Origin of the sequence: Pedobacter sp. JY14-1, assembly GCF_029269825.1 — a bacterium.
Taxonomy (GTDB): Bacteria; Bacteroidota; Bacteroidia; order Sphingobacteriales; family Sphingobacteriaceae; genus Pedobacter.
Window position 1 is genome coordinate 43058 of the sequence record NZ_JARJHU010000009.1, and the last position, 17058, is coordinate 60115.

Consider the following 17058-nt stretch of genomic DNA (forward strand, 5'->3'; position numbering starts at 1 on the left):
TCTGTTCAAAGATAGTAATAGCAACAGTTTTCCCATCTTCAAAGTTCTCAGACAAGCATTTCGCCGTTTTGAGGTTGTTTACCACTGTCCAGTAAAGAAATGCTATGCAGGGTTACCGACGCGATCTCCGTTAAGGCCTCTTCAGTAAAGAAAGCCTGGTGGCCGGTTACGAGTACATTCGGAAAACTCATCAACCGCTGAATATCATCATCCATAATGATCGAACCACTTAAATCTTTGAAAAACAGTTTTTCTTCCTGCTCATATACGTCAATGCCCAGATAAGCGATCTTACCTTTCTTAAGTGCTGCAATTACATCCTTGGTATTCAGCAGCCCGCCCCGGCTGGTATTGATCAGGGTGATGCCCTGTTTCATTTTCTCCAGTGCTTCATTGCTGATCATATAATGGTTTTCAGGAGTAAGCGGACAATGCAGGGAAATGATATCAGCGGCAGCGAGCAGGTCAGACATTGGTAAATATTGTACACCAAGTGTCTTCAGTTCCTCATCTTCAAAGGGGTCAAAGGCTAGTACCCGGCATCCAAATCCAAGCATGATGCGACAGAAGGCTTTTCCGATTTTACCCGTACCTGCAACGCCGACAGTTTTGCCATGAAGATTGAAACCCAGCAATCCGTTGAGCGCAAAATTCTGTTCCCGGACCCGGTTATAAGCCTTATGTGTTTTACGGTTCAGCGTCAATAGCATAGCCACGGCATGCTCAGCCACTGCTTCAGGAGAATAGGCGGGTACACGGCATACTTGTATATTCCTTTTCCTTGCAGCATCCAGATCTACGTTGTTAAATCCGGCGCAGCGCAATGCGATAACTTTTACGCCTTTGTCTGCCAGGACACCGATCACATCTGCAGTCAGCCTGTCATTTACAAACACACACACTGCATCTGTGCCTGTTTCTATTGCACTGACTACATGAGGACCCAGATGCGTTTCCCAGTAATCGATCTGGAAGCCGTAACCTTCATTACACTGGTTAAAGAACATCCTATCATAAGGTTTTGCAGAAAAAAAAGCGATTCTCATAGCTGATCAATTAAATTAACGGGTATGCAAGTTAAGTTAAAGATATCAGTTGATATATGATGTACATCACTAAGCATATGAACCGGAAAATGTTTTTATCTTCAATTTTACATAACCCCATAAAATGCCTGTAAAAAAGATTAACATTAGCTTAAGGTGCTTCTTTCTAAACCTGATCGTTATTGCCGTGTGGTTTGCGGGGTGCAGGGATAAGACACAAAAGATCAGCAGGAAGGAAACCGTAACCCGCAACTGGGATCAGACTATTAAAGGAAACTTCAGCGAACAGAAAGACCTACTCCTGGACAGTGCCAGGATAGCTATCTTTCTGGAGAAATATCCTGTATTCAATACAGATACCTCCGGTATCAGGGAATTCTACCAGGAACGTAAATATGCATACGCCTGGTTTGAGGGCGATACCCTGATCGAACAGGCAGGTAACCTGATCAACAGGGTAACCAATATCGGAGCCGAGGGGATCAGCAAGTCTATCCCTTACCGGAAGCAACTTGATTCCCTGAGACAGGAGGTATCAGTCGGGAAGAAGGTTGCCGATCCAGAACTGGAGCTGATGCTTACTGCCCAGTACTTTGTTTTTTCAAGGTATGCCTGGGATGGTGCCGATCCGGATATCAGTAAGAAGGCAAGCTGGTTTCTGCCAAGAAAGAAGGTGTCTTATCAGGCTTATCTTGATAGTATGCTAAGGAAACCGGCAGATGAGTTCTTTACGGGAGGGCCAGTATACCGTCAGTACAATTTGCTGAGATCTTATTTATCAAAATACAGGGACCTGAATGCAAGGGAAGACTGGACCAAATTGGCTGCCGAAGATCTGGTAAAACCAGGAAGCAATGCCGATCTCGTTAAAAAGGTAAGACAACGATTATTTCTTCTCGGGGATTTTAAGGGCGACACGACGGGTACTTTATATGATGATACGCTGTTGCTGGCGGTAAAACAATTTCAGGAACGTCACGGGCTGGAAAATAACGGAACTATAGGAAAGCAAACACTTTATGAACTCAATGTGAGCCCCGCCGTCAGAATTTCGCAGCTATTGGTGAATATGGAACGGAGCAGGTGGATGCCTGTGAGTTTAGAAGGCGATTATCTAGGCGTCAATATTCCGGAATACAAACTTCATGTTTATCATGCAGACAGCTTGCTGTGGAGTACCAATGTAGTCGTCGGCCAGACTATGCACCAGACTTCCGTATTTTATGGAGAAGTACAATATATCGTCTTCAGCCCTTATTGGAATGTGCCGCCAGGTATCTTGAGACAGGAGGTAATCCCGGCCATGAAACGTGACCCGAATTACCTGAGGAAACACAATATGGAGAAAACGGGTATCGAAGGAGGACTTCCTGTCATCAGGCAAAAACCGGGGCCTGAAAATTCCCTCGGACTTGTCAAATTCATGTTCCCCAATAGTTACAACATCTATCTGCATGATACGCCTTCCAAATCTCTCTTCGGCGAATCATCCAGGGCCTTCAGTCATGGATGTATCCGTGTAAGCAACCCGGCCAGGCTGGCTTCTTTTCTGCTGAAAGATACCGTACAATGGAGCGATGATAAGATCAGTGCTGCAATGCATGCCGGTAAGGAGAGGTATGTAACCTTAAAAAAGCGTGTGCCGGTCTTTATTGCTTATTTTACGGCGTTTGTAGACCGCGACGGCCGTCTTAACTTCAGAAAGGATATTTATAAACTTGACCAGCGTTTAAGTAATCTTCTTTATTTATGAAAATAGCAGCAGTTCTGACAGCGTTACGTTTGCTCGACTACCTGTTAACCATAGTCCATTTACTGATCGTGGGCTTTGACCTTCTGGGCTGGATATGGCCGAAAACCAGGAAGGTACATTTCGTTGCGGTCTGTGTCACTGCAGGATGCTGGCTTATCCTCGGCATGTGGTTTGGCATCGGATATTGTCCGGTAACTGACTGGCAATGGCAACTGAAGGAACACCTTGGTGAACAAAATCTTCCCTCATCTTTTATAAAATATTTAGCCGATAAAATAACAGGCAGCAATATCAGTTCTGATCTGATTGACTGGTTCACTGCAGCAGGCTTTGCAATGGCAGTCGTACTTTCAGTTTATCTGAATTTCTTCCTTCCCAGGAAAAAATCAGTTTAAAAGCCCGGGCAAAAATGTCCGGGCCTTTAAGACATTACTTCAACCCTTCATGCTCCAGCAAAGCAAGCCGGGAAAGCATTTCCAGGCATGCGCCTTCGTGCAGTATTTCCCAGCTGTTTTGCGTTGTACCGCCACGGAAATCACCATTGATCAGGTTTGTAGACCGGTTACGCGCGCTGGACAACCAGGCATTGGCCATCGTTTTCTGATAAGCCCTCACGTAAGTTGCATTCCCATCCTGCTTATACAGTTCAATAAAGCCTCTGAACATGATCGCCTGGAACCAAACATGTCCAGGATCCAGAATCCTGAAAGATTCTCCAAGTGTATATGAATTGAAGGGTACGAACCATTTTCGATACGCAGACTTTGCGATGTTTTGTGCATCGTTAAGATAAGTTTGCTCTCCAGTTATCTTATACAACAAAGCAGCCGCCTGCATCGGCTGACCCGAATTATAACTGTATTTATCCCTGGCAATGACCAGCGCTGAATTTGGGTTGCTTTGATCTGACAAGCGCGCATTGTCCCAGTACAAATAATCTGAAGGATCCTGAAGTGTTTGTTTAACCCAGGCATACAATGATTTGGCACTGTTTAGGTAATCCTGTTCATTTGTCGCGAGGTAGAGCTTTGCCGAAAACACCGCTGCAGGAGCAGTAGAGCAGGTATTCTTCGAATTTCCATCTTCTTTCCAGTAAACGCCGCCGCCCATAACGTTGTCGGTTCCTGCCAGGATAAAATTCCAGACCAGTTTGGCCCTGGTCAGGTATTTTACATCTTTAGTTAGCAAATAAAGATCAGTCATGTCTATGCCTACCCATATATTGTCATCATAATAACGCTCGTCGCCAGCACCGGGATATACAGCATAAGCTTCCCTTTTACCATTCCGGGTATTCCTGAACTGGTCGATACCCTTAAGTAACCTGTCATCATAGATCCTTGCAATCTTATCTTTATAAACAGGATATGCTTCAGCGGCTTCCTTAAGCGCTGCATAACCGGAAAAAGCTCCTCCATGTCCCCATATAACTGCTGCTCCGTCCCAGTAACCATCTGTAAAAGGATAGTTTGAAGTCCAAATGTCCCTTGCCTTGCCATCCAGGTATAATTTTACTAATGCCGTCATTAATGTATCTGCCCTTTTCAAAAATACCGGTGTCATATCTGGGGCAACAGGAGAATATGGAGTTGCCTGCATCGTAACAGGCTCAGACCGGTAGCCGGCACTGTTGATGGTGACTACACTAATCGTATATTTTTCATGGCCAGGAACCATGATGTTCATTTTCATCTCTGCATTTTTAGCTGCATTCACCACTATTGGATTTGGGGAAGATTTTGCGCTTCCCTGTGCTACCGGGCTAAAGGAAACCTCAGCTTTGATCAATGCGTCGTCATCCGGATTTTTCCAGCTTACCTCAAGCTCATTTTCCTCCGTCGTTGGAACAACCTTCAGATAAATGACCTGCTTGACTGACTTTCCTACACCGTCTTGCGACAGTTCAACCTCCTTACTTTTTTTACAACTGGTCAATACAACTGTAAAGGCAAGGCACGATAATAATATGATATATGTTATTTTTTTCATTTTAAGGATCTTAAGTTTATGGTTTGCGCAATAATAGATACAGATTAATCAGGACATCCTTTACTTACGAACACGAGTTTGGGTACTTTGACCTGATCATAATTATTGCCCGATTTTGCATTGGCAAGGATCAGGTTGGTTTCGTATTTTCCACCATTGCTGTCCTGGATGTATCCTGTTTCGGTACCGGCAGAGAAATCCCACCGGGCAAGCAGGCCGTTATTATTCTGTCCCGAAAGCCCACACATATTATCTTTGATCTGCTGGGCAGTACGTGCGACAGTCCATACCCTGGCTTCTGAGACTGTTCCCCTCATGGCCCGAAAATCCTGTCCAAAAGCTCGGCCTATTTCAAACCTGTTGCCATCGGCGCTGGAAGTCAGGTCTACTGTTGTATGAGTCTCATCTTGTCTTGCAATAACCAGTACATCCTGTATACCATTGATGTATAGCTTATATTTTTCCCTTATATCCTGCTGGTCGCAATCGACAACCAAGGTAATATTCATCCATTCGTTCAGTTTGAAGCTGGTAGTGCTCTCCAGCATGATCTTATCACCAAGACCGGCAATCTGTATCGGGTGGGTGTCTTTATAGTCATCATTTTTTCCCCGGATAATCAGTTTTCCTTCTAGTCCCATAAAGGTCTGAAGACCCCGGTAACCATCAATTTTACAGGTCATCTCGAAGGTAACCTTCTTTAGCCTCTTTACCGACTGGTCAACAATACCTATATCTGTAAAATTTGCATAGCCAAAATACTGATCGCTGAAGTTCATGGCATATGCCGGACCTTCTACAATAACATTTACAGTAGTTTTCTGGTCTTTATTATCAATAATGTCTACGGTTGTAGCACCATTTATCTTTCCCTTGATGGTGACTATATTACCATTTACCACAGCCTTAGCTACCAAAGGGTTTGCAACTATAGCCCGGTAACCTCCGTTACCTCCGGTAATGGTTACTTGCCCGGTCCCCTGAACAGCCGCAAGCTTAACCGAAGACTTATCCGTGACGACTCCTGCAGGCGAAGTCACGGAGATAATCAGAATAGCATCCTTTCCCTTAACATCAGATACCTTAATTTTCGCTGTTCCTGCTTTAAGCGCCTTTACGGTAAATTTACCATAAGTTTCCAGCTTTGCTGCATCAATATGCACGATATCAGCGGCATTGTCCAGCAGTTTGGTTTTATATCCAAAATTCCCCGTTTTAACTGAGATGGTCGCCTCATTTTTTCCCGGTACGCCGGCTTCAAGCACTAGCTCATTACTATTCAACGTAAGTTCAAGCAATTTCGTAACAGAAACATCAATAGTTGCACGTTTGAACATCTTATCTGTTACTACGATCACTGCATTTGCCCTGTCTTCCCTTGTCGTCGCCTTGATGGTAATTACGTTCCCTGATACATTAGCCTGTGCTACCTGATCATTGGAAGATACTACAGTATAATCTCCGTTTCCGGTTTCAATTGTGACGTTCAGGCTATTATCCGGAGTAAGAGAGATCCCGGTCTGTTCGAGCTTCAGTTCTACGATGTTAAATTCCGGGTCTTTCTTCGAGCAGCCCTGAATGATCAGCAACTGAAAGACCATAAATAAGAATAGGATATGATTCTTTTTTAGCATAAAAATGGTTGGTTATTTGGTTAATGGTGGTTAATTCAGGGAAAGCTAATGGCCAGTGAAAGCCAGCAGGCAGAGATCGTTCATCAGGGATTTAATATTTGGTTTAGCCTAAAGTACATATTGGGCATCAGGTATGCAAATAATTTGATAAAACGTTTTACTACTGTTTAATTGCACAGAATTTTGAACGATTGTTCAATTGGACTAATTTTGTTCCATCTCTTTGTAAACCATGAATACGGACCTAAGCTTATTCCTAAAGGGAGAAACTCCCTGGCACCGCGACTGGAAGAAGGCTTTTCCCGAGGGCTTCAGGGAGGTCAGCTTTGCAGATGAGCTTCAGGGAGGATTTCACCGTGCGGATGTCTATACCTTGTGCGGAACAGCGATAGAGTTTCAGAATTCTCCGATTACACTGGAAGAACTCAGGAGCAGGGAGGCATTTTATCCTAAACTCATCTGGGTACTCAATGGTAAGAAATTCAAAGGGTTTAGGATACTTAAACATTTACCCGACGTAGATGATCCAAAGCTGTCAGCGTATGATTTTTCCCATAGTGACCATTTGGCCGTGTACCGGACGTCCGAACTCCGGGACGGCTCAACCAGACGGCTCAGTTTCCATCATCCGGAATTGTGTTCGATACCAATGACCACCTGCTATTATTCATTTTGCTGGAAACATCCGCACAGGGTATGGTATGAGGCCAGGTGCCCTATTGTTGTCGATCTAGGGGGACATTTTCTATATTATTTAAAACAACGCACGCAGATATCCGGAAACTATCCCTATCTGCACATGATTACCCGCAAATCTTTTATCCAGAAATATACGGCCGGTACGCTTTAAGTTCGCCCGCTGTAAAAGTCCGGTAAAATTCATAGCTTAGTTCAGCCACCGCACAGCTACTGTATGTAATATCGGTAACATTGCATACGCGCTCAAACGTTCGCTTAAATGGGATCCGGTTAAAGGAAGATTTAACGATAAGGAAGCAAACTTTTTGTTGAGCAGGAAGTTACGAAAGGAATGGAGTATATAGTGATCAGCCAAAAAATATAAAAACATGAAAAGAAGAAGATTCCTGCAAATTAGTTCCGGCCTCGCGGTCGGCGGGCTCCTCGCCCCGGCAGTCGCGTCAGCCGGTATGGTCTTTAGTCCTGCCAACAAACTACCCCGATGGAGAGGCTTCAACCTTCTCGAGAAATTTAACGGTGATGTGAACCAGCCATTCAAAGAAGCCGATTTCAGGATGATGAAGGAATGGGAGTTTGATTTTGCAAGATTACCGATGTCTTATCATTGCTGGTCAAAGCCGTCTGACTGGTTGAAAATGGACGAGTCCGTACTTAAAGAAATTGACCAGGCGATCGCTTACGGAGATAAATATAAAATACATGTAAACCTCAATTTACACAGAGTACCAGGTTATTGTGTTAATCCTCCGGAAGAACCATTTAATTTATGGAAGGATGAAAAAGCACTGGAAGCTGCTGCCTTTCACTGGCAGCACTTTGCCAGAAGGTATAAAGGTATCAGCAGTAAAAAACTAAGTTTCGACCTGATCAACGAGCCTTCAAAAGTAGATGAACAGGATTACCTGCGTGTCATCAACCGTATCGCCGAAACCATCCGTAAAGAAGACCCATCCAGGCTGATCATTATTGACGGGCTCCAATACGGTACCCAACCTGTACCCGGTGCCATCAAACTCAATGTCGGGCAAAGCACAAGGGGCTATGCACCTATGCAGGTGAGCCATTACAAGGCCAACTGGGTAAATGCGGACTGGGCTGAACCAACCTGGCCATTGTACCCGAATGGAAATGACCGTTGGGACAAAGAACGTCTGAAGCGGGAGATCTTTAATCCATGGAAGGAAATTCAGGGCCAGGGAGCTGGTGTGCATGTAGGAGAGTGGGGAGCCTATCACTACACACCTCATGAAGTTGCTTTGTCATGGATGAAGGACAATCTTGAGATCTTCAGGGAAAATGGTTGGGGCTGGTCACTTTGGAATTTCAGGGGAACTTTTGGAATACTGGACAGCGAACGGACAGACGTTGATTACGAAGATTATCAGGGGCACCGGCTCGATCGTAAAATGCTTAGCTTGCTGCAGCAGTTCTAACGGGAAGTGACCGCTTTTATGTTCTTTAATATCAGTTGCCTGTCGTTATTGCTCCTGGCAATGCCCAACGCCTTTTTAAAATGTGCTATTGCCAGGTCATTGTCCATTCCAGTATAAAGATGGCCAAGCAAGGTGTGATAGAAGTGATTGTCCGTAAGACCTAGTTTTTCCGCTTCTGCGATCGCTTCTTCGTTACCTCTAGCTTTGCCCAGCGCAAAGGTCCTGTTTAATGCGGCAACAGGTGAATATTCCAGGATCAGTAGCTGATTGTACAGCTGAAGGATGTTTTCCCATTTTTCGCGGGTGTCCTGTTTCTGCGTGTGCCAGTAGGCGATACCGGCTTCCAGATGATATTTGCTCAGTTGCTCTCCCGACGCAGCCTGGCCGAGAAAATAAGCGCCTTTTTCAACTAAGGCCATGTCCCAGAGCGATTCATCCTGATCCTGATACAATATCAGCTCACCTTGCTCATTCGTCCTCGCCTCGAACCGGGATGCATGAAAGCACATAAGTGAAAGCAATGCATTCACTTCCGGCCCGTTGGTCCGCTCATGGCTAACCAGCAAATAAGCCAGCCGCATCGCTTCCTGGCAGAAATCCTTTCTCAGAGTTACATGCTGTGAAGCTGAGTAATAACCTTCAGAAAACAACAGGTACAATGTTGTAAGCACTGCTTTTTTCCGGTCGGCTATCTGTTGTTTTCCCGGCGGTTCGACCTTGATCCCCGCTTCCTTCAGCTTCAGTTTCCCGCGCTGTATCCGTTTATAGATCACTTCCCTGCCGGACAGGAATGCATCGGCAATTTCCTGTATGTCAAAGCCGCACAATAAATTCAGTGCCAGGGCTACCTGGACATCAACAGAGTTAACAGGATCGCAGACTACAAATATCATTGCCAGCTGGCTGTCACTAATGTTCTTTTCAGACAGATCAATCTCCACCATGTCTTCATAAAGGGGCTGTCCGGCCTTGAATTCCGGAGTCAGTTTCTGTTCAAATAGCGAATGACGCTTAAGCAGATTCCTGGTCTTGTTTTTCGCTACGGTAAACAGCCATGCGGCTGGGTTTTCAGGAATACCCCTGAGCTCCCAGTGCTCTGAAGCAGCCAGAAAAGTTTCACTAACGATGTCCTCTGCATTTTCAATATGCTTGATACCAAAACGGTGGCATAATACCGAAACAATCTTGTTGTATTCCGACCTGAAAAGCTGTTGTAATAATCCGTTATTGTCCATAAAAAAATGCCATGTAAATATACACGGCATTTTTTTTTATGACCATAGCCTCAGACCAGATCCAAAGCCTGGAAACCCTGCCGGATCTCTACGGTGCCACCGACACTCAGAATCGGACAGCCCCTGGCAATTTCCACAACCTCATCATAGCTGTCTGCCTTAATGATGACCAGGCCACCGATCGACTCCTTGATTTCCGCATAGGGTCCGTCTGTGACGCTATGGTCCGGTTTCAGGACCCGCCCACCTGAATCCCAACGCTGTAAAGGCCGTGAAAGCTTGTTTTGGGCTGCCAGGCTGCCCAGCCAATCCTGCCACTGCAAAATATGTTTCTTGTACTGAGCTTCACTGGGTTGTACTTCGGGAGTGACAAAGTCCCTTCTGAAAATCATTAAAAAATCACTCATTTTTAAATAATTGATGTTTTAAATATAGACCAAACTGTTATTGCTAACCAAACATGCCAACTTTATAGGTCCCTACGCCGTGAGGAAATGCGATGTTAATACGGTTCCAGGCGTTGGTCGTTGTGATGGTCAGTGTAAGTTCAACAAGTTCCAGCTCAGAGAACTGGCTGATGGCTTCGTTATACACCTCGTCTGAAACATGTGCCGCAGTTACTGCCTCAGCCCAGGCGAATGCCGCCCGTTCACGATCGCTATAGTAAGGGGCCTCTCTCCAGGCACTCAGGCCATAAAGCCTTTGTTCAGTTTCGCCATTTGCCCGGGCATCCTTATAATGCATATCAATACAATATGCGCATTGGTTGATTTGTGAAACCCTGACGTGGACCAGTTCCAGGAGGCCGGTTCCCAGGGTAGACTTTTTAAGCTCACGCCCCAGCTCCAGTAGATGTTTCAGGTGATTTTGTCCTTTTGCGAAGATGTTGATTCTCTTTTCCATGTGATAATTTGTTTTTGATGTTTTATCCAATGACAACCAAGAGCCAGATATTGGACAAATTTTTAAAAATTTATTCTACATGGAGGATATTTTTGCTATTACCGTTACAATAGACCTCGGCGGAACCATAGCACCAGTACTTTCTGTTGCGCTATACTTCAGGTCTGATGTAGCTGAAGTTAAATAGGCTGCTGTTGTGTTTAGTTTGCTGCTGACCCCGGAAAGTTTAACATGGAGTGTATCTTCACCGGTATTGACCATTACTACGGAGAGATTTTGTCCTTTCCTGTAAGCCGAAACCAATAATGACTCCACTTGCTGCTTCGTAGAAATTCCAGCCCCAACACGCACGGAACCAGGTTTTATAAACCTGCTGTAGTTTCCCAGTGCCCAGAGTATTTTGCTGCTGTAAAAGCTGCCGTTTTCTTTGTCTTTATCTATATAAATGAGGCCGTCCTTATAATCGTATGCAGAAACAGCCGTCCACCATTGCCAGGCAGATGCATTTGCAATTGCCAGGTCACGGTGGATTACCTTTGCTACGTATAATGCTGCATTAATACCCAGATCCCGTTTGCTACCATTGATCTCTCCGTTATTGTTGCCCAGAATACAGTACTCAGATTGCCAGAACCTGAGACCTGTTATCTTGCCGATACTGTCACGCAACCTACTGCGCAGATTTACGGCAAATGAAGCCGGAGAAGTTGTGAAGTAACTATGTGCGGTAATTATGGGAACTAGTCCCGGAACGTTACCGATATAGCTGGCAGAAGCAGGGTTGAAAAACTCCCTGATCTGGTTTCCCTTTCTTGGTTTATCTGCCATGCTCAGCAAATAGTCTATTTTTCCCGCCTCACCGATAATAATCCCCGAGCTTATTTTCGCGGCTGAAAATGCGTTGCTTATCGATTTCACCAAACCTGCTATTTCAACATTGTCGTAAGGACATCCTTCCTGGCCTCCATCGCTCCAATCCCACTGAGGTTCGTTCACCGGACTGATATAGCCAATATTTACCCTGCTCAACCGCTGTATGCCCTTTATCGTTCTGGCCAGAAACCCGGCGAAGTCACCATACCGGTCCATGGAAATATTGGTTTTACCCTGAGTAGCAAAAGCTTTGCCGTTGACCGTAAACTGGACCGGCGGACTGTTGGTAAAGGCGAGAAACTGAGAAACCCCTCTCTTTTTTGCAGCCTTTAGAAACCATATTTGTCCTTTCTGCTTTTGCCAGTTATAACTTCCATCGTCATTCAGAAAAGATTCCGCACGCCGCCACTCATCCCTTATCCCGCTTTTTTCACCCTGTTCAGCACTACCCGAACCGATATTGAACCTCCACATCGTTAGCCCAATACCCTTTGGCGAGCCGTCAGGATAGTTAAGGTTGCTAAAAAGCAGGTCAGCTATCTTCTCTTTCTTCTCATCAGGCCAATTACCTGCAAACTGGCATCCCCATGCATCTGATGCACCAAAGTTATCAATGGCCTGGTAGGTCTCTGACAGGTCTATGGTTACCCTTATTTCCTTATTTTGGCCAAAGCCAGGAAACACGCAAGTACACACCAGCAGAACGACGGCGGGAGCATATGTTTTTAGACTGATTGGGTTCATGCCTTAAAAATACAGTTATATTTGGCTTATTGCCACTTCACATGAAGATACAGGCAATTATAACAGTACTAAACAGAAGAAAAATGGACAAGCATATTTCTCCAGTTATACAGCTACAGGAGTTGATCAGACTGAACAATAATGAGGAAATTGTCATTATCGACGCAAGTGCGGGTTCAGCCGAACGTTACCGCATGAGACACCTCGAAGGGGCCTTGTTTGCTGATGTAAACATCGATCTTGCCGAGATCGGCGATTTCGCAAAGGGAGGGCGTCATCCCTTGCCATCATTGGAAAGGTTTGCCAGGGTACTGCAAAGATTGGGGATCGGTAAAGACAGTCACGTTATTGTCTACGATGACAAGCAGGGCGCAAATGCGGCGGCAAGATTATGGTGGATGCTCAGGGCAATAGGGCATAAAAAGGTCCAAGTTGTTGACGGCGGTTTTGAGCATGCCATAAAATTCGGTTTTCCGGTATCTTCAAAAGAAGAAAGGGCAAAAGAAATAGAACCTTATCCCATGCCAGCCAAATGGGAGTTGTCTCTGGCAGATATGGATGAAGTAGCGCATGTCTCCGGATCTGAGGATCATCTGGTCATCGATGTCCGTGATGCCGCGAGGTATGCCGGTCTTACCGAACCTATAGATCTTGTTGCAGGACACATTCCCGGTGCGATAAATATTCCATTTACAGAAAACCTGAACCCAGAGGGCACCTTTCGGGCTCCTGAGGAACTTTGTCATAAATACATTGCGGCATTTGCGGGTATTCCTGCTGATCATACGATCGTCCATTGCGGTTCAGGCATTACGGCCTGTCATACACTTTTAGCACTGGACTATGCTGGTTTACCTATACCTAAACTATATGTAGGGTCCTGGAGCGAATGGAGCAGAAATGATAAAGAACAGGCCAGTGAACTATAGGTTGTAGTGCAATCGTTCGCTTTTGCCATCGCCGGAAAATAATTAATTGCTAAACTAAAACCATCCTATGTACCGCAATTCTCATATGGCCCTAAGGATTATGGCCCTTATTTTACCGGCACTCTGTTTGCTGAAACCGGCGTCTGTATCGGGTCAGACGTTGTCCGTACTGCCCGATTCATTAGCAGGGAAAGTAGATGCAATATTTGATCAATGGAATAAACCCAGCAGCCCCGGCTGTGTAATCGGAATCGTCCGTAATGATTCGGTGATCTACGCAAAAGGTTATGGCCTTTCCAATATTGAATATGACATTACCAATACTCCTGGTACCATATACCACATGGCCTCGGTTTCCAAGCAGTTTACGGCATATGCGATCGTTTTACTGGCCAGACAAGGTAAAATCGGACTTGACGAAGATATCCGGAAATACCTTCCCTGGTTTCCGGACCTCAAATCCAGCATCACCGTCCGTCAATTGCTCAATCATACCAGCGGTATCAGGGACCAGTGGCAATTGCTGGCCATATCCGGAACCAGGATCGACGATGTTATTAAGCAAGAACATATTGTTAAAATCTTGCAAAAACAACGTGCGCTCAACTTCCGGCCTGGCGAACAATACAGCTATTCCAACAGCGGATACACCATGCTGGCCGAAATCATCAGGTCTGTTACAGGGCAGAGTCTCAGACAGTTTACCGATTCTGCCATCTTCCGACCACTTGGTATGAAAAATACCCATTTCCATGATGATTATACCGAAGTTGTAAAGAATCGTTCGTATTCTTATTATTCAGGGAGCAAAGGGTTTAGCAACAGCATATTGTCCTATTCTAATGCGGGCGCTACCAGTCTCTTTACCAATGTCAGCGATATGGCAAAATGGATCGCAAATTTTTACATGCATAGGGTAGGCGAGGCAGAAGATATACAAACACTCACTGAAAAGGGAAAACTCAACAATGGAAAAACCATCGATTATGCCCTGGGTATTGTAGTTAACAACTTCAAAGGCTGGAAGCAATACACCCATAATGGTGCCGATGCGGGGTATCGGACCGCTGTAGCCTCATTTCCAGAACTGAAAATGGGTTTTATACTCTTCAGTAACCTAGGTGATTTTAATATGGGCAAATTCTATGAAATGGCCGGATTGTTCATTAAGGAGAAGACAATATCTAGAGTTCCTGTCAATAAGAGGGTTGTTCCGGATACAAGTAATGCGGTCTTAAAAGATATACCTGCCATTAAGCGTTTTTTGGGAGACTACCTTGCAGATGATGGTGCACAGTATCATTTCAGGATTACCGGCCAGAAATTGTACGGAGAAAGACAAGGGAGGACGGAACTGCTCTTAAAATTAAAGAAAGACACCTTCCAGACTGCATCAGAACCTGACCTCAAATTCATATTCAGTGTAACCAGGACAGGTGACACCATTGTTCGTGAATGCTGGCCGGGAGGGCAGATCTTTAAAAAGTATACATTGGACTTTCATCCTACAGATAAGCAATTGCAGGCCTACGCCGGCACCTATTATTCCCCGGAACTGGACTGCAAGTACGGCATCGCATTGAAAGGCCATGAATTGGTACTGACCAATGTCAAATACGATGACACTCCCATAAAGTTTACCGGAGAGGATCATCTTCGTACGGCATTCTGGTGGATGGCACACCTGAAGGTCTTACGTAACAATACCAACCAGATCACTGGTTTTGAAGTAAACGATGGCCGTGTAATGCATTTGCTATTCAATAAGATAGATTAAAAATGGCAGCCGACTTCCGATACCAGTTCTGTCAGCCTGAAGGGCCCGTTGCCGATTTTGTCGAAAGCATAGGCATGTTCCATAATCCTTCCGATAACCCGAAGGAAGCTGTACTGTTACCGGATGGCCGGATCGACCTGTTTTTCATGCGTTCAGGATTAGGTTTCTTTCAGCCCTTGCTGATCGGGCTCGAAACAGCGGCTGAACAAAGAATTATCCCAGCCAAAATCCTTGCCTATACGATCAGCTTCAAGCCGCTTGCCGTCGAATATATTCTTCAGACACCTATTGCCGGTTTTTTAAATAGTGCGATCGGTCTTCCTGACGACTTTTGGGGTTTTAGGGACGAAGACCTGAAAGATTTTGATACCTTCCATAAATGGGCAATTCAAAAAATCTCAGACCGCCTGCCCGTGGAAATGGATGAGCGTAAACGCAGACTTTTCAACCTGATCTATACATCTAAAGGCGAACTGAGCGTAAAGGAACTTTCAAAAAGCGTTTCCTGGAGCAGCAGGCAGATCAACCGGTATTTCGCCGCGCAGCTGGGGCTCTCGCTTAAATCCTATTGCGACATTCTGCGGTTCAGGACTTCGCTTGAACATATTTGCCAGGGTAAGCTGTTTCCCGAACTAAACTTTGCTGATCAAAGCCATTTTATTAAAAAGATCAGGAAGTTTTCTGGTGTCGTGCCTAAAGAACTCTCCAAAAACGAAAACGACCGATTTATACTATTATCCGTTCTGAAGCAGCAATAATTTTGTGTGATCAATCAAAAATTGAAAACATGGAATTACAGAACAAACAAATCGCCATTGTGGGTGGTGGCCCAGGGGGACTTACCCTTGCCAGGCTTTTACAACTGAAAGGTCTGGACGTTAAGGTATATGAACGGGACTTGAATAAAGATGCCCGCGTGCAGGGCGCTCCTCTGGATCTGCATGAGGAGTCAGGCCTGTCGGCCTTACGCAAGGCCGGTCTGCTGGAAGCCTTCAAACAGAATTATATGGTAGGTGCAGACCGTGAAGTCATTACCAATGAACTGGCCGAGATATTTTTCAGTGATCATGATGATAAGCCTGCGGAAAACTTTGGACATACACATTTCCGCCCGGAGATCGACCGCGGCGCACTGAGGAAGATATTGCTGGAATCCCTGGCATCCGAAACAGTGGTTTGGGATAGTCATTTCCTGGGCATGGATCCTGAGTATGAGGGCTGGCTGCTACATTTTAAGAATGGTAGATCTGTCTATTCGGACCTGGTCATTGCCGGCGATGGCGCGAATTCCAAGGTCCGTCCATATGTTACAGACAGTAAGCCCTTTTATTCTGGCATCACCATGCTCGAAGGCCTGATCTGCAATGCAAAGGAGGCTACTCCTCAAGTTGATGCCCTGCTAAGGGGCGGAAAGATCATGGCCTTCGGAAACGAAAGGAACCTGCTGATCGGCCAGAAGGGTAACGGAGAAATTGGCTTTTACGCAAGCCTCAAGGTCGAAAAGGACTGGGCTGCGTCGTCCGGTCTGAATTTTGCCGACCGCGGACAGTTGATGGCCTGGTTTAAGACGACTTACCATGAATGGAGCGATATCTGGTATGAACTTTTTGAAAATAGCGAAATGCCGATGATTCCCCGTCCGATCTATTGCATTCCATTCGATCAGACCTGGAAAGCGCAGCCGAATCTCACACTGATCGGTGACGCAGCTCATGTTATGCCTCCTTTTGCCGGCGAAGGCGTAAATATGGCCATGCTCGATGCCCTTGAACTCAGCGAATGCCTGACTTCCGGAGTATACCATAGTACATTGGAGGCCATTTCCCATTACGAAGTAAACATGCGTGAAAGAGCCGCGGCCATTGCACGGGAATCGCTTGAAAATGGAGAAAGGATGCATTCCACAAATGCGTTGCAAACCATGCTTAATTTTTTCAGCGGATACTCCTAAGGCAGATACCTGTACGCTTGCGTGATATACCTGTTACCACAGCCCAAAGGTTACTTTATTTAAAAAACAAACATACGTAAGTATTTTTGGTT

The 17058-nt window shown here is 45.3% G+C and carries 15 protein-coding genes and 1 pseudogene; 9 read left to right on the plus strand and 7 right to left on the minus strand.

The genetic code is table 11. The features are described from left to right. Positions 1-47 precede the first annotated feature (47 nt). The gene (locus P2W84_RS17285; RefSeq protein ID WP_276091417.1) at positions 48-1046 is read right to left on the minus strand and encodes a 2-hydroxyacid dehydrogenase; all 999 of its coding nucleotides are present in this window, start codon (positions 1044-1046) and stop codon (positions 48-50) included. 124 nt (positions 1047-1170) lie between these two features. Between P2W84_RS17285 and P2W84_RS17290 the strand changes: the two genes are divergently transcribed. Together P2W84_RS17290 and P2W84_RS17295 are read left to right on the plus strand one after the other, a co-directional pair. After that, entirely contained in the window at positions 1171-2799 is a 1629-nt protein-coding gene (locus P2W84_RS17290; RefSeq protein ID WP_276091418.1) for a L,D-transpeptidase family protein, read from the plus strand. Beyond that, positions 2796-3194, plus strand: a complete 399-nt coding sequence (locus tag P2W84_RS17295) for a DUF2784 domain-containing protein (protein ID WP_276091419.1) — start codon at positions 2796-2798, stop codon at positions 3192-3194. The genes P2W84_RS17290 and P2W84_RS17295 overlap by 4 nt, the downstream gene beginning before the upstream one ends. 34 nt (positions 3195-3228) lie before the next feature. Here the strand turns inward: P2W84_RS17295 and P2W84_RS17300 are convergent, their stop codons facing one another. Together P2W84_RS17300 and P2W84_RS17305 are read right to left on the minus strand one after the other, a co-directional pair. Further along, the gene (locus P2W84_RS17300; RefSeq protein WP_276091420.1) at positions 3229-4788 is read right to left on the minus strand and encodes a glycoside hydrolase family 76 protein; all 1560 of its coding nucleotides are present in this window, start codon (positions 4786-4788) and stop codon (positions 3229-3231) included. A 44-nt stretch (positions 4789-4832) separates the two neighbouring features. Beyond that, positions 4833-6422, minus strand: coding sequence for a LamG-like jellyroll fold domain-containing protein (locus tag P2W84_RS17305; protein WP_276091421.1), 1590 nt, complete (start codon positions 6420-6422; stop codon positions 4833-4835). 232 nt (positions 6423-6654) lie between these two features. Here P2W84_RS17305 and P2W84_RS17310 point away from each other — a divergent pair, with 232 nt between their 5' ends. From P2W84_RS17310 to P2W84_RS17320, 3 genes and pseudogenes are all read left to right on the plus strand, one after another. Next, positions 6655-7272, plus strand: a complete 618-nt coding sequence (locus P2W84_RS17310; protein ID WP_276091422.1) for a competence protein — start codon at positions 6655-6657, stop codon at positions 7270-7272. A 55-nt stretch (positions 7273-7327) separates the two neighbouring features. Next, positions 7328-7465 (plus strand): annotated as a pseudogene (locus P2W84_RS17315) (gfo/Idh/MocA family oxidoreductase); the annotation flags it as partial. Between the two features lie 24 nt (positions 7466-7489). After that, complete coding sequence (locus P2W84_RS17320; protein WP_276091423.1) at positions 7490-8554, plus strand: cellulase family glycosylhydrolase; 1065 nt, start codon at positions 7490-7492, stop codon at positions 8552-8554. On the opposite strand, the gene P2W84_RS17325 is transcribed toward P2W84_RS17320, so the two are convergent. The 4 genes from P2W84_RS17325 to P2W84_RS17340 all read right to left on the minus strand — a co-directional run bounded on the left by P2W84_RS17325 (position 8551) and on the right by P2W84_RS17340 (position 12309). Continuing rightward, positions 8551-9789 carry a DUF6596 domain-containing protein gene (locus tag P2W84_RS17325; RefSeq protein ID WP_276091424.1) on the minus strand — a complete coding sequence of 413 codons (1239 nt, stop codon included), beginning with the start codon at positions 9787-9789 and terminating at the stop codon, positions 8551-8553. The genes P2W84_RS17320 and P2W84_RS17325 overlap by 4 nt on opposite strands. A 50-nt stretch (positions 9790-9839) precedes the next feature. Continuing rightward, a complete protein-coding gene (locus tag P2W84_RS17330; RefSeq protein ID WP_276091425.1) occupies positions 9840-10181 on the minus strand; it encodes a YciI family protein in 342 nt (113 codons plus the stop codon). A 58-nt stretch (positions 10182-10239) separates the two neighbouring features. Then, the gene (locus P2W84_RS17335) at positions 10240-10692 is read right to left on the minus strand and encodes a carboxymuconolactone decarboxylase family protein (RefSeq protein ID WP_276091426.1); all 453 of its coding nucleotides are present in this window, start codon (positions 10690-10692) and stop codon (positions 10240-10242) included. 75 nt (positions 10693-10767) lie between these two features. After that, positions 10768-12309: a glycoside hydrolase gene (locus tag P2W84_RS17340; RefSeq protein WP_276091427.1), complete on the minus strand. Its 1542-nt coding sequence runs from the start codon at positions 12307-12309 to the stop codon at positions 10768-10770. Between the two features lie 83 nt (positions 12310-12392). Here P2W84_RS17340 and P2W84_RS17345 point away from each other — a divergent pair, with 83 nt between their 5' ends. From P2W84_RS17345 to P2W84_RS17360, 4 genes are all read left to right on the plus strand, one after another. Next, positions 12393-13238, plus strand: a complete 846-nt coding sequence (locus P2W84_RS17345) for a sulfurtransferase (protein ID WP_276091428.1) — start codon at positions 12393-12395, stop codon at positions 13236-13238. A 67-nt stretch (positions 13239-13305) separates the two neighbouring features. After that, on the plus strand, positions 13306-15015 hold the full coding sequence (locus tag P2W84_RS17350) for a serine hydrolase domain-containing protein (protein ID WP_276091429.1): 1710 nt from the start codon (positions 13306-13308) through the stop codon (positions 15013-15015). A 2-nt stretch (positions 15016-15017) separates the two neighbouring features. Beyond that, positions 15018-15773, plus strand: coding sequence for an AraC family transcriptional regulator (locus P2W84_RS17355; protein ID WP_276091430.1), 756 nt, complete (start codon positions 15018-15020; stop codon positions 15771-15773). A gap of 29 nt (positions 15774-15802) precedes the next feature. Next, positions 15803-16966, plus strand: a complete 1164-nt coding sequence (locus tag P2W84_RS17360; RefSeq protein ID WP_276091431.1) for an NAD(P)/FAD-dependent oxidoreductase — start codon at positions 15803-15805, stop codon at positions 16964-16966. Positions 16967-17058: the final 92 nt, after the last annotated feature.